14 protein-coding genes and 1 tRNA gene are annotated in these 12953 nt (G+C 71.4%); 8 read left to right on the top strand and 7 right to left on the bottom strand.

The window, feature by feature from the left end:
- Positions 1–142: 142 nt before the first annotated feature.
- From Q7T09_RS13130 to hemC, 5 genes are all read right to left on the bottom strand, one after another.
- Positions 143–218, bottom strand: a tRNA-Thr gene (locus tag Q7T09_RS13130).
- A 41-nt stretch (positions 219–259) separates the two neighbouring features.
- Entirely contained in the window at positions 260–1786 is a 1527-nt protein-coding gene (locus Q7T09_RS13125) for a heme biosynthesis protein HemY (protein WP_304700260.1), read from the bottom strand.
- Entirely contained in the window at positions 1783–2658 is an 876-nt protein-coding gene (locus Q7T09_RS13120; RefSeq protein WP_304700258.1) for a COG4223 family protein, read from the bottom strand. The genes Q7T09_RS13125 and Q7T09_RS13120 overlap by 4 nt, the downstream gene beginning before the upstream one ends.
- 3 nt (positions 2659–2661) lie before the next feature.
- Positions 2662–3354, bottom strand: coding sequence for a uroporphyrinogen-III synthase (locus Q7T09_RS13115; RefSeq protein WP_304700256.1), 693 nt, complete (start codon positions 3352–3354; stop codon positions 2662–2664).
- 52 nt (positions 3355–3406) lie between these two features.
- Positions 3407–4360: a hydroxymethylbilane synthase gene (gene hemC / locus Q7T09_RS13110; protein ID WP_304700255.1), complete on the bottom strand. Its 954-nt coding sequence runs from the start codon at positions 4358–4360 to the stop codon at positions 3407–3409.
- 68 nt (positions 4361–4428) lie between these two features.
- On the opposite strand from hemC, the gene tsaD reads away from it, so the two are divergent.
- The 6 genes from tsaD (at position 4429) to Q7T09_RS13080 (ending at position 9348) form a co-directional block, all read left to right on the top strand.
- Positions 4429–5517, top strand: a complete 1089-nt coding sequence (gene tsaD, locus Q7T09_RS13105; protein WP_304700254.1) for a tRNA (adenosine(37)-N6)-threonylcarbamoyltransferase complex transferase subunit TsaD — start codon at positions 4429–4431, stop codon at positions 5515–5517.
- Complete coding sequence (locus Q7T09_RS13100; protein ID WP_304700253.1) at positions 5514–6512, top strand: NAD(P)H-dependent glycerol-3-phosphate dehydrogenase; 999 nt, start codon at positions 5514–5516, stop codon at positions 6510–6512. The genes tsaD and Q7T09_RS13100 overlap by 4 nt, the downstream gene beginning before the upstream one ends.
- An 8-nt stretch (positions 6513–6520) precedes the next feature.
- Positions 6521–6805, top strand: coding sequence for a YciI family protein (locus Q7T09_RS13095; RefSeq protein ID WP_304700252.1), 285 nt, complete (start codon positions 6521–6523; stop codon positions 6803–6805).
- Positions 6802–7170 (top strand): Rieske (2Fe-2S) protein, encoded by a 369-nt coding sequence (locus Q7T09_RS13090; RefSeq protein ID WP_370689243.1) that lies wholly within the window; start codon positions 6802–6804, stop codon positions 7168–7170. The genes Q7T09_RS13095 and Q7T09_RS13090 overlap by 4 nt, the downstream gene beginning before the upstream one ends.
- A 56-nt stretch (positions 7171–7226) precedes the next feature.
- Positions 7227–7943, top strand: coding sequence for a class I SAM-dependent methyltransferase (locus Q7T09_RS13085; protein WP_304700249.1), 717 nt, complete (start codon positions 7227–7229; stop codon positions 7941–7943).
- A gap of 196 nt (positions 7944–8139) precedes the next feature.
- Positions 8140–9348: a cell wall hydrolase gene (locus tag Q7T09_RS13080; protein ID WP_304700248.1), complete on the top strand. Its 1209-nt coding sequence runs from the start codon at positions 8140–8142 to the stop codon at positions 9346–9348.
- Between the two features lie 116 nt (positions 9349–9464).
- Here Q7T09_RS13080 and Q7T09_RS13075 read toward each other — a convergent pair whose 3' ends face one another.
- Positions 9465–10214, bottom strand: coding sequence for a creatininase family protein (locus Q7T09_RS13075; RefSeq protein ID WP_304700246.1), 750 nt, complete (start codon positions 10212–10214; stop codon positions 9465–9467).
- Positions 10215–10342: 128 nt separating this feature from the next.
- Entirely contained in the window at positions 10343–11716 is a 1374-nt protein-coding gene (locus Q7T09_RS13070; protein WP_304700244.1) for a cytochrome P450, read from the bottom strand.
- 93 nt (positions 11717–11809) lie between these two features.
- Between Q7T09_RS13070 and Q7T09_RS13065 the strand changes: the two genes are divergently transcribed.
- Positions 11810–12472, top strand: coding sequence for a TetR/AcrR family transcriptional regulator (locus Q7T09_RS13065; protein ID WP_304700243.1), 663 nt, complete (start codon positions 11810–11812; stop codon positions 12470–12472).
- Positions 12473–12602: 130 nt separating this feature from the next.
- Positions 12603–12953, top strand: a 351-nt coding sequence (locus Q7T09_RS13060; RefSeq protein ID WP_304700261.1) for an acetyl-coenzyme A synthetase N-terminal domain-containing protein, incomplete at its 3' end; no start/stop codon positions are given.

The following is a 12953-nucleotide window of genomic DNA, read 5'->3' as shown; positions in this document are numbered from 1 at the left end:
CCCCCCCCCCCCCCCCCCCCCCCCCCCCCCCCCCCCCCCCCCCCCCCCCCCCCCCCCCCCCCCCCCCCCCCCCCCCCCCCCCAACCCCTGACGTGATTCGCTGCGGGCGGGGACGCTTGGATTTACCGATCGGAAGGGAGGGTGGTGCCGCTTAGGTGACTCGAACACCTGACCCCATCATTACGAATGATGTGCTCTACCAGCTGAGCTAAAGCGGCCTAAACCTCGCGGATCGGCGAACCGGTCCGCGCGGGAGCGCCTATTTAGCTGCTCTCGGCGCGCTCGCCAAGCGGCGTCGGGCCTGGGGACGTCTCTGGCCCACCGGCGGGGGCGGCGGGGGTTCGGGCGGCTCGTCGTCATAGAGGCCTTCGTCCCCCTCATAGGGCGGCGGGGCGGCCTCCTGGGCGGCCAGGAAGGGGGCGCTGTCGGCATAGGCGATGGGCAGTTCCGGCAGTTCGCTCATGGTCCGCTCGGCCCGTTCGTGGCGCGGATGGATCAGTTCACCGGTCTCGGCATAGGCCGCGGTCAACCGCGCCCAGTCGGCGGCCTGGTAGGCGAAAGCCTGGCCCTCCGGATCCAGATCGCTCCAGTCGGCCTCCTGCGGAGCGCCGACACCGCGCGCCATCCAGACCCGGGCCTCGTCCGGCTGGCCGGCGGCGAAGGCCACCCGCGCCATCAGGCCGGCGATGCGGGCGGTGACGGGTTCGGCCTCCAGGGTCTTGGCCGCCTCTCTGGCCCGGGCGGGGGTCCCGCCGATCAGGGCCTGTTCGACGAAGAGGATGCGGCTCTCCCGAGCGTCGGGGTTCAGCCGCGCCAGGTCGCTGAGCCGCTCGGCCCTCTGGCGTGGGGTCTCGCTGGTCTTCAGGTCGCGATAGGCCAGCCACAGGGCCGGGTGGGGCGCCACCTTCCAGGCGGTCTCGATCACCTGGGCCGCGCGGTTGGCCTTGCCCTCGCCCGCCAGCAGGCGGGCGGCCATCACCACGCCCGGCGCGAAGCCCGGCTGCAGCTTGGCGGCCTCCGCCGCGTAGTCGGTGGCCTGGCTGCGCACCTTGGGGTCCAGGGAGGTCTCAAGCTGGGCGGCCGAGGCGGCCAGCAGGGCGGCGCGGGCCCGTTCGGCGACGATGGGGGAGACGATCTTGCGGTCCAGGGCGGTCTTGACCAGGTCGAGCGCCCCGTCCCAGTCGCCGGCCTCCAGCCGCGCCTCCAGCAGGGCGCGCCAAGCCCAGCGGGCGGTGCGGCCCTGGCCGAAGGCCTGCTCGGCATGACGCACGGCCCCGGCCTTGTCGCCCTGGGTCAGGGCCAGCTGCATCAGGCCCCGGTGACCGGCCAGGCGCATCTCGGGAAAGCCCAGCATGGCCGAATAGGCGGCCTGGGCGGCGATGGCGTCGCCGGCGGCCTCGGCGGCCTGAGCGGCCAGGACCCGCACCAGGCCGGGCGCCTCATCGGCCAGGTCGGCGGCCTTCAGGGCCAGGCGGCGGGCCTCCGAGCCGTCGCCGGCGGCGGCGGCCAGGAAGCCGCGGGTCAGGGCCTCGTTGGCCTGGCGGCGGCGGGCGTCGGCCCGGGCCCGCTCGGCCCGGCGCGGCGCCTCCATCACCCACAGCAGCAGCCGCCAGCCGATCATGGCGCCCAGCGCGCCCATCAGGGTGATCAGCACCATGGCCGCGGCGGTCATGTCGGCCCGCCAGCCCAGCCAGACGATACTGGCGTGGCCGGGCTCGCCGGTGACGGCCAGGATGGCGGTGGCGGTCGCCACCACCAGGAAGACGACGATGGCGGTGCGGATCATGCCCCGCTCCGGGCCAGCCGGGCGAGGTCCTCCAGGGCCTGGACGCGAACCGCGGAGACGCGGCGGTCGATGTCGGCCCGGTTCTCGGCGGCGGCGCGCCAGGGGGCGACGGCCTCGCGTCCGGCGGGCGGCAGGCCATCCAGGGTCTTCAGGGCGTGGTCGAGGTCGCCCTCCTCCACCTGGCGTTCGGCCCGGGCCAGCAGGGCGTCGATCCCTGTCCCGGGCACGTCGCCCACCTGGCGCAGGGTGACAACGCGGGACAGGGCCGCGGCCAGGCGGGCGCCGAGGCCCGCCCCCTCGCCCGGCGCGCGGGCGGCGCCGGCGGCGCGGGCGGCGTAGTCGGGGAAGCTGGCGGCCAGGGCCGCACGGCTGGGGGCGCCGCGTTCGGCGATCCGCCGCAGGGCGCGCAGCTCGGTCGAGGGGGGCGAGACCGCGTCGAGGGCGGCCAGTTCGTCAGCGAAGGGGCGCGAGGTCTGGGACGCCTCCATCAGGGCCGCGGCGGCGAGCGCCGAGGCCGCCGCCTCCGCGGTGCGCGACTGCTCGGCCTCCAGGGCCTCGATCCGTTCGGTGAGCCGGACCACCGCCTCCGACATCGGGGGCGCGGGCGCCTCATCGGCGAGCGGCAGGGCGGCCTCGGTCGCCGCGGGACCGCTGGCGGGCGCGGCCAATGGAACGGCGACGGCGCTGGCCGGGGCCTGCGGCTTGACCGGGAAGAGCTGGGGACCGAATCGCGAGATGCCGAAGCCGGCGAGGATGCACAGCACCCCGAACGCGATCAGGGCCCAGAACCCGGGTCCCATGAGCCTCGAGCGGCCATAGGAGGCGGGATCCCGAGGGGCCGAAAGTTCGACGGGGTCCGGAGCTATGCTCATGGTCTAACGGTCTATCAGATTAAGCAGCGCCGCTTCGAGTGGAAAGGGCGCGAACACCTTGGCCGAAAGCTTGGTGCGCGTGAGCGGCTTCATCACCGCCTTGGACAGACAGAGCGCCCGGAGCTGCGGCAGGGGGTAGTCCTTCAGCAGGTCGGCCAGCACCTTGGCGGCCTTGGGGGAGTGCAGCAGGACGGCGTCCAGGGTGGGCAGGACCTCCAGCATCTCCGGCGTCAGCTGGGTCGGTCCGGTGTCGTAGAGGATCAGGCGCCGCGCCTCGATCCCGTGCTTTTCCAGGGCGCTCACCAGGTCGCCGGCCGGTTCGGCGGCGCCGGGATGCAGCACGCAGCCCTTGAGATCGCGCTTGCGGGCGGCGATGCCCTCGGCCAGGGCCTCGACGTCCCCGTCGGCCGACAGCACGTTCTTGAAGCCGGCCGCGCGAACCGCCTGGGCGGTGGCCGACCCGACGGCGAAGACCCGCAGGGACCGCTCCGGCGTGGCCTCGATGAAGGCGCGCACGCCATTGGCGCTGGTGAAGGCCAGGGCGCAGACGCCGGACAGGTCGATTTCGACACCCTCAACCGGCCGCACCTCCAGCAGGGGAGCGACGAAGGCCTCGTGGCCGAGGGCGCGCACGCGGGCGGCGGTGGCCTCGGCGCCCGGCTGGGCGCGGGTGATCCAGATCTTGCGGCTGCTCATCGTCCGACTACGGTTGAGCGAAGCTTGGTCTTAACGCAACCCTGGGCGGTCATCATGTCGCGTGCAGGGCGAGCAGGTCGCCGCCCTCCTCGAGCACCTGGGCGCCCAGGACCAGACCCAGTTCCCGGGCCACGGCCACGTGGTCGCCGGACAGGACGGCCTCGCCCTCACGGCGGAAGCGGTGGATCCCGTCAGGGGAAAGGGCCTCGACGATCAGGTGAATGCGGTCCCCCAGCAGGCGGGCATGGGCGCCGATGGCGGTCTTGCAGGACCCTTCCAGGGCGGCCAGGGCCCCGCGCTCGGCGGCCACGGCGACGGTGGTGCCGGCGTGGCGCACGGCGTCGAGCCAGGGCAGGCCGATGTCGGCCTCGCGGGTCTCGATGGCCAGGGCCCCCTGGCCCGGGGCCGGCGGGACCTCGATGGGATCGATCAGGCTCTTGGGCAGGTGGCCCAGGCCCAGGCGGTTGAGGCCCGACATGGCCAGCAGGATGGCGTCGGCGTCCCCGGCCTGCAGCTTGGCCAGGCGGGTGTCGACATTGCCCCGCAGCATCTGAACGTCGAGGTCCGGGCGGCGGTGCAGGGACTGCGCTTGTCGGCGCAGCGAGGCGGTGCCTAGGCGCGCGCCCTGCGGCAGATCCTCCAGCCGGTCGGCCTTCAGCGACAGGAAGGCGTCGCGGGGGTCCTCACGCTCGGGGATGGCGGCGATGGTCAGGCCTTGCGGGCAGACCGCCGGCATGTCCTTCAGCGAGTGGATGGCGCAGTCGATGGCGCCCTCCAGCATCGCCTCCTCGATCTCCTTGGTGAACAGCCCCTTGCCGCCGATCTCCAGCAGGCGGCGGTCCTGAACCCGGTCGCCGGTCGTGGTGATGATGATCAGGGGCGCGACGCGCTCGGCGTCCTCGGGGGGCGCCCCGAGGGCCGCGGCGATACGGCGTTGCATCATGCCGGCCTGGGCCAGCGAAAGCTTGGAGCCACGGGCTCCGATCCGGACAGGTTGCGTGGACACGGCGGGAGGGCTACCTCGGCGGGGACTGAGCCGTTGGCTACAGGACGGAACCCCAAGTCGCAACGCAGATGACCGACCTAACCCTCCTGGGCCTCGAAACAAGCTGCGACGAAACCGCCGCCTCCGTGGTCCGGCGGTCCGCCGACGGCCGCGTCGAGGTGCTGTCCTCCGTCATCGCCAGCCAGATCGCCGCCCACGCCCCCTATGGCGGTGTGGTGCCCGAGATCGCCGCCCGGGCCCATGTGGAGTCAATCGACGCCATCGCCGCCCAGGCCATGGCCGAGGCCGGCGTGACCTATGGCGACCTCTCCGGGGTGGCGGCCACCGCCGGCCCCGGCCTGGTGGGCGGGGTGATGGTGGGCCTGGCCTTCGGCAAGGCCGTGGCCCTGGCCCGCGGCCTGCCCCTGATCGCGGTGAACCACCTGGAGGGCCACGCGGTCTCCGCCCGCCTGGCCGTCGACATTCCCTATCCCTTCCTGCTGCTGCTGGTCTCCGGCGGGCATTGTCAGCTTCTGGCCGTGGAGGGCATTGGCGCCTGCAAGCGCCTGGGCTCCACCATCGACGACGCCGCCGGCGAGGCCTTCGACAAGATCGCCAAGAGCCTGGGCCTGCCCTATCCCGGCGGCCCGGCCCTGGAGAAGCTCGCGCAGGGCGGGGATCCGACCGCCTTCACCCTGCCCCGCGCCCTGCTGGGACGGCAGGGCTGCGACTTCTCCTTCTCCGGCCTGAAGACCGCCGCCGCCCGCCTGGCCGAGACGGTCACCAGCGAGGCCGAGCGCAGGAACCTGGCTGCCTGCGTCCAGACCGCCATCGCCCGCCAGCTGTCGGACCGCACCGACAGGGCCATGGCCGCCTACGCTCTCACCCAGCAGGGGCGCGACCTGCGCTTCGTCGTCGCTGGCGGGGTGGCGGCCAACGGGGCGGTGCGGGCCAAGCTGCAGGAGACCGCCCGGGCCCGGGGCTTTTCCTTCGACGCCCCGCCGCTCGCCTACTGCACCGACAACGCCGCCATGATCGCGCTCGCCGGCGCCGAGCGTCTGGCGCTCGGCATGACCGATCCCCTGGACGCCCCGGCCCGGCCGCGCTGGCCCCTCGACGCCGCCGCGGCGCTCGCCAACCCCACCCACTCTTACGGTCGCAAGGGCGCCAAGGCATGAGCATGAAGACCGCGGGCGTGATCGGCGGCGGAGCCTGGGGCACGGCCCTGGCCCTGGTCTGTGGCCGGGCCGGCCTGACCACCACACTCTGGGCCCGCGAGCCCGAGGTGGTGGAAGCGATCCGCACCCGGGGGGAGAACAGCGTCTTCCTGCCGGGGATCAAGCTGGAGCCCGCCTTCGCCGTCACCGGCGACCTGGCCGACCTGGCCGCCTGCGACCTGATCCTCAACGTCACCCCGGCCCAGCACCTGCGGGCCAGCCTGAAGGCCTTCGCCCCCCACGCTCGGCCCGGCGTCCCGATCCTGCTCTGCGCCAAGGGGGTGGAGCAGGGGACCCTGAAGCTGATGACCGAGGTCCTGGCCGAGACCCTGCCCCAGGCGGCGCCCGCCGTGCTGTCGGGGCCGAGCTTCGCCGGCGAGGTGGCCCGCGGCCTGCCCACCGCCGTGACGCTCGCCTGTCCCGACGAGGCCCTGGGCCGCGCCCTGGCCGAGGCCATCGCCAGCCCGCTGTTCCGCCCCTATGTGGCCACCGACATGGTGGGCGCCGAGATCGGCGGCTCGGTGAAGAACGTGCTGGCCATCGCCTGCGGCATCGTCGAGGGCCGCGGCCTGGGGCGCAGCGCGCACGCCGCCCTGATCACCCGCGGCTTCGCCGAGCTGACCCGGCTGGCCGTGGCCCTGGGGGGCAAGGCCGAGACCGTCGCCGGCCTCTGCGGCCTGGGGGACCTGGTGCTCACCTGTTCCAGCGCCCAGTCGCGCAACAACCGCATCGGCCTGGCGCTGGGCCAGGGGATGAGCCTGGAGGCGGCGCTGGCCAGCCTCGGCGGCGCGGTCGCCGAGGGCGTGGCCTCGGCCCCGGCGGTGCGCGATCTCGCCGCCAAGGTGGGGGTGGAGATGCCGATCTCCGACGCCGTCGCCGCCATCCTGGCCGGGGAGGCCGATCTCGACACGGCCATCGCCGGCCTGCTCTCCCGTCCCCTCAAGGCTGAACGCTAAGGAATCCCATGGCCCTCTTCGTCCTGATCTGCCTCGACAAGCCCGACTCGCTGGACCTGCGCATGGCCACCCGGCCGGCCCACCTGGCCTATGCCGGAACCTTCAGCGACGTGGTGAAGCTGGGCGGGCCGATCCTGGACGACAAGGGCGACATGGCCGGCTCCCTGATCATCCTGGAGGGCGAGAGCGAGGAAGCGGCCCGGGCCTTCACCCGCGACGACCCCTACAGCCTGGCCGGCCTGTTCCAGAGCGTCCAGATCCTGCCCTTCCGCGCCACCGTCGGAAACCTGTGATCCGCGAGGACCCCGACAATCCGGCCCGGCCGCCGGCCGGTCAGTATCTCTGCGCGCTGGCCGACCTCGCCGATCCGGGGGCCAAGGGATTCCGGTTCCGCAACGACCGGGCCCTGTTCGCCGGCTTCGTGGTGCGGCAGGGGGACCAGGTGGCCGGCTATGTCGATTCCTGCCCGCACAACGGCTGGCCCCTGGCGGTGATGGACGACCGCTACCTGACCCGGGAGGGCGACCGGATCCTCTGCTCGGCCCACGGCGCCATGTTCCGTCCCGCCGATGGCCTCTGCGTGGCCGGCCCCTGCGCCGACGACCACCTGCGGCCCTGGCCGGTGACCGTGGCGGACGGCGAAATCCTCACCGCCTGACTCTTCCTTAACCCAGGACGGCTAAGCCATCCGGGCCGAGATTTGAGGAGCCTGCCATGGCCGACGCCCTTCGCGCCCTTGCGACCATGAACCACCGATTCGCGCCGCAATTGGCCAAGACCATGCTGGCCACGCCGCGCGCCGACGAGGACGCGCAGGCCTTCGCCCGCTACTGCAAGGCCAGGGGCTTCGAGTTCACCGAGGGCTGGGCCGACCAGAACATCCCCTTCGTCTCCCCCCTGCTGCGCGACTTCGCCAAGAGCCGCGGGGTGATCCGCTACATGGAGATCGGCGCCTATGAAGGCCGCAACCTGGCCTTCATGGACTGGCTGCTGCCGGCCAAGCTCGACGTCACGGTGATCGATCCCTGGTTCGACGAGGACTTGAATCCGGAAGAGAAATATCACGCCGTCGAGCCGCGCTTCGCCCGCAACACCGCCAAGCTCGGCTTCTCCAAGCTGACCACCCACAAGGGCTTCTCCACCTACGAACTACCCAAGATGCTGGAGCGGGGCGAGGCCTACGACCTGATCTATATCGACGGCTCCCACACCGCCTGGGCGGTGGGGGTGGACCTGGCCTACTGCGCGGCCCTGCTGGAAGTCGGTGGAATGCTGGTGCTGGACGACTACTGGCACCACGAGAGCGAGATCGGCGGGCCTGGCGTGAAACAGGCGGTCGATCACTTCCACGGAGTCTTCCACCGCTACTTTGACATCACCGCGGTCTATCGCCAGGTGGCCTTGACCAAGGTCAAAGAAATCCCGCGCTGATTACTGCCAAGCTTTCCTGAGGGCTTGCTCTGCGGCGTCGCCGCGGAGTCGCGAACCGTCCCTGACTGTTTGGGCGGCGCCTCACGCATAGTTAATGCAAAATAAAAGAATCCTGGTGGCGCGATCCCCGTTTCGGGTTTATGGCGTCCCACTTGCATTTGCTGCAGCGCACTGTCCCAGGAGAAGACATCACGTGTTGAGCCGCTTCCGTCATCTCTCGCAGCTCCTCTCGAGCCGCCTGCCGCGACGCGACGCGATCCACCTCGTGGGCGTGGAGCTGGGCCTTGCGGCCGCGCTCACCGCCGGCCTCGCCTTCGCCGCGGCCCCGGACGGCCGCAACGCGCGCCTCGCCCGTCTGACTGGCGGCGAGATGTCGGCCCAGGCCTTCGCCCGCCTCACCTCCGGCATGGATCCCGCCATGCTGACCCTGGCCAGCCGGGTCGAGCCCCGCATGGGCGGCGCCCTGCAGAAGGCGGGTGGGGTGAATCCCGACGCCCTGCCGGAAGGCGCCGCGGCCGACGCCGCCGTCATCCGCCTGCAGGATCTCGATCCCGACCAGGCCCGCGCCTGGAACCTGGCCAACCCCACCTCGACCCTGCCCAATCCGGCGGCCCGGCCCTTCAAGCTGAAGACCGGCGGCATGCTGGACGAGGCCCGGGCCATCGATTGCATGACCGCGGCCATCTATTACGAGGCCGCCTGGGAAAGCCTGGACGGCCAGCGGGCCGTGGCCCAGGTGGTCCTCAATCGCATGCGCCACCCGGCCTTCCCCAAGACGGTCTGCGGCGTGGTCTTCCAGGGCTCCAACCGCACCACCGGCTGCCAGTTCAGCTTCACCTGCGACGGCGCCATGAACCGCCAGCCGCAGGAAGCCGCCTGGCTGCGGGCCCGCAGCGTCGCCTCGGCCTCGCTGAACGGCTTCGTGATGCGCAAGGTCGGCACCGCCACCCACTATCACGCCAACTATGTGGCCGCCTACTGGAGCCCGAGCCTGGTCAAGGTCGGCTCCATCGGCGCGCACATCTTCTATCGCTGGACCGGCGGCTCGGGCCTGCCGCCCGCCTTCTCCGGCAAGTATCTCGGCACCGAGGCCGAGGGCATGCAGATCGCCGCCCTCGACCGCTACGCCACCACCCCGAAGATCGACGCCTCGCTGACCAAGGATTTGGTGGAGGAAGCCCTCCCGGTCGAGGAGGCCGTGCTGACCAAGGCCCCCAAGGGCGCCGACGGCAAGTCGCCCAGCGGCGGCCATGAGGCGCCCGTCGCCAAGGCCGAGGAGCTGATCACCGTGGCGGACGCCGCCAAGGACGCCGGCGCCCTGCTGAAGGCCGAGGACCTCGACTGGACCGGCCAGCCCAAGAGGAAGGGCCCGCCGCGCCTGGCCATGCCCGGTTCGATGTTCTAGGGGCGGAAGCCTCCGGCGCCACCTGGCGGGTGATCTCGCCAGGCCGCCCAATCCATCGTCATCCCGGGCGACCCGCAGGGGAGACCCGGGATGACGGGATTTTTGCGAAGGCCTAGCTAGCCCGGCGCGACCTCCGCCGAGAAGGCGTTCACGTCCTCGATCAGGCCCGCCGCGGCCGTCGACACCAGTTCGCCGCCCTTTTCCGGGGTGGCCAGCGCCGGGTCCGACCCCATGCGGCCGTCCGGATAGCGGGCGCGGAAGTCCAGGGCCTCGCGGATCGGGCCCGTGGGCGCGATCTGGGGGGCGTAGTTGGCGCTCTTGATGTGGTCGGGATAGGCCCACTGGGTCACCGCGATCTCCGAGGGGGTGGCGTGGCTGCCGTGGCCCACCGGGAACTGGCGGTTGGCCACCGCCATCACCCCCTTCAGCTCCCACCAGTTCTTCAGCTTCAGGGAAAAGCCGCGCGGGCGGCCGGCGAAGCTCGCCTCGGCGTAGAGCTCGGAGAAGGCCGCCTCGATGGTGGCGACGTTGCCGCCGTGGCCGTTGAGGAAATAGATCCTCTCAAACCCGTGATGCCCCAGGGACCGGCACCAGTCGCCGATGGCGGCGATGAAGGTGGAGGGCCGCAGGGAGATGGTGCCCGGGAAGCCCAGGTGATGCTGGGCCATGCCGATGTTGAAGGTCGGCCCCACCAGGATGTCGCCGGTCTTCTGGGCCTCGTGGGCGATGATCTCCGGGCACAGCCAGTCGGTGCCCAGCAGGCCGGTGGGCCCATGCTGCTCATTGGACCCGATCGGGATCACCACCGTCCTCGAGCGCGTAAGGAAGGTTTCGATCTCGGGCCAGGTGGAGAGGTGCAGCAGCATGAAGCGGTCCTGGGCTGGGAAATGACGTCCCATCCCACATAGTCGGTTCCCCAGCCGGCGATAAGCGCCGGCTGGATTCTTTGCTTGTCGCGCTTTCCGGGCGCCGAACCGGTTCGCCTGAAAGCGCTTCAGCGCCGGCGAAGGATCATCGGCAGCCCGCCGCGCGGGCGCATGGTGATTTTCTGGAGGATCTCCACCTGGTGGCCGGGCTTCAGGGCCAGGCTGTAGCGCTGGGCCAGGGTGGCCAGGATCAGCAGGGTCTCGGTGGTGGCCAGCGCCGCCCCGATGCAGACCTTGGGCCCGCCGCCGAAGGGCATGTAGGCGAAGCGCGGACGCTCGACGCCGGGGGCGAAGCGCTCGGGATCGAACCGGCCGGGATCCTCCCACAGGGTCTCGTGCCGGTGCTGAATCCAGGGGGCGACGGCGACCATGCCGCCCTTGGGAATCTTCACCCCGCAGATCTCGTCGGCCTCCAGGGCCACCCGGGTGGAGAGGCCCGGCGCGGCCGGATAGATCCGCAGCGCCTCGTCCACCACCATCCTGGCATAGGGCAGCCTGGCCAGGTCCTCGTGGCCCGGCGTGCGGCCGTCCAGGACCTGGTCGAGTTCGGCGTGCAGGCGGGCCTCCACCTGCGGATGCTGGGAGAGCAGGTACCAGAGCCAGCACATGGTGGCCGCCGTGGTCTCGTGCCCGGCCAGGAAGATGGTCACCACCTGGTCGCGGATCTCCTTGGGGCTCATGGCCTGGCCGGTCTCGCCGTCGCGGGCGGCGATCAGCCGGGCCAGCAGGTCCTGCGGCCCGCCCAGCGGATCGGCCTGGCGCTGCGCGATCATCCGGGCGATGGCGGCGTCCAGCTCGGCGAAGATGGTCTCGATCCGCCGCTCCCGGGCCTTGAACCGCAACTCGCCGATCCCCGGCAGCAGGTCGAGGATGTTGAAGTCCAGCTGGTCCATGGCCCGGCTCATCGCCCCGCGCACCACGCCTGCGACATCGGCGCCGTCGGTGGAGAACATGGTCCTGGCGATGATCTGCAGGGTCAGGTCGGTCATGGCCTCGGCCACGTCCACCTCCATCCCATCGGGCGCCTGGTCCCAACGCCCGCGGAAGGCCTCGGCGCAGGCGGCCATGGTCGGCGCGTAGGACGCCACGCTGGGGGGCGAGAAGGACGGCGCCATGGTCCGCCGATGGGCGCGCCAGACCTCCCCGTCGGTGGAGAGCAGGCCGTCGCCGAACATGGCCGAGAAGAACCGCCGCTCGCGCTCGGTCTTCGGGTAATTGGCGACATGATCAAGCAAGATTCGCTTCACCCCCGCCGGGTCGCTGACCACGTAGAAGCGCTGGCCGCCCACGGTGGGGACCTTGATCACCGGCGCCCGGTAGGCCTGGGGCGGGATGGTGGGGAAGGGGTGTTTGCGCAGGGCCTTGTCCAGGCCAAACAGCGGCATGCGGCGCGGCGGCGGATCGGACCCCACCAGCTTCGGCGACATCTCGACGGCGGTCATGGCGCGCCCTCCCAGGTTCATTTAACGTCGTTAAACTGAGCCTACGCCCGCGAAGGAGATTTACAACGTTAAATGAATGACAGAATTACGCGCATGGTCTCCCGCCTCCCGTCCAAGGCCCGTCCGCAGCTCAGTCCCGACCTGGTGGTGGAGGCTGCGGCGCGGGTCCTGGAGCGGGTGGGGATCGAGGGCCTGACCATGCGGGCGGTGGCCGCCGAGCTGAACGTCCAGGCCCCGGCCCTCTACTGGCACTTCCCGAGCAAGGACGCCCTGCAGGTGGCGCTCTACGACCACCTGATGGCCGACCTGACCTTCACCCTGGACGGGCGGGACTGGCGCGAGGACATCTACCGCATCGCCCAGCAGCTGCGCCGCCACCTGCTGGCCCGGCGCGACGTGGCCAAGCTGCTGCCGCACGGCTTCTTCGTCGGCCCCAACATCATGGCCCAGGCCGAGATGATCCTGGCGATCCTGATGCGGGCGGGCCTGTCGCCGAAGGACGCCGCCTACGCCATGAGCACGGGGTTTTCCTATGTGGTGAGCTGGGCGGTGGGGGAGGCCGAGCTGCGCGCCCGCCAGGCGACCGGCCACGACGGCAATGACGACCTGGCCAAGGCCATGCTGGCCACCGGCGCCTATCCCCACTTCGCCCAGGTGATGAGCGCCTTCGAGGTGGGGGGCGATGTCGACGGCCAGTTCGCCTTCGGCCTCAACTGCCTGATCGCCGGCTTCGAGCAGCTCATTCCGAAACGCTGATTTCTAGTGGAGCCTGTTGCGCCGACGTGGCGCCCTCCGCATAACTCGCAGCCAAGATTTGATGGGAGTGTGAACGGTGAGCGAGGGCGAAGTTTTCCCGGTTCCCGCGGCCTGGGCCAAGCGGGCCAAGATGAACGCGCAGGCCTATGAGGCGGCGGTTCAACGCGTGGAGACCGACCCCGACGGCTACTGGCGCGACGTCGCCGGCCGGCTCGACTGGATCAAGCCCTTCACGGAGGTGAAGGACACCTCCTTCCACAAGCATCCCTTCCACATCCGCTGGTACGCCGACGGCGTGCTGAACGTCTCGGTCAACTGCCTGGACCGGCACCTGGAGACCCGCGGCGACCAGGTGGCGATCATCTGGGAGAGCGACGAGGGCGAGCCCTGGGACAACCTCACCTACCGCCAGCTGCACGCCGAAACCTGCCGCATGGCCAATGTGCTGAAGGCCAAGGGCGTCCAGAAGGGTGACCGGGTC

This window comes from Phenylobacterium sp. (assembly GCF_030645195.1).
GTDB lineage: Bacteria > Pseudomonadota > Alphaproteobacteria > Caulobacterales > Caulobacteraceae > Phenylobacterium.
This window is presented reverse-complemented; position numbering and strand designations above follow the sequence as displayed.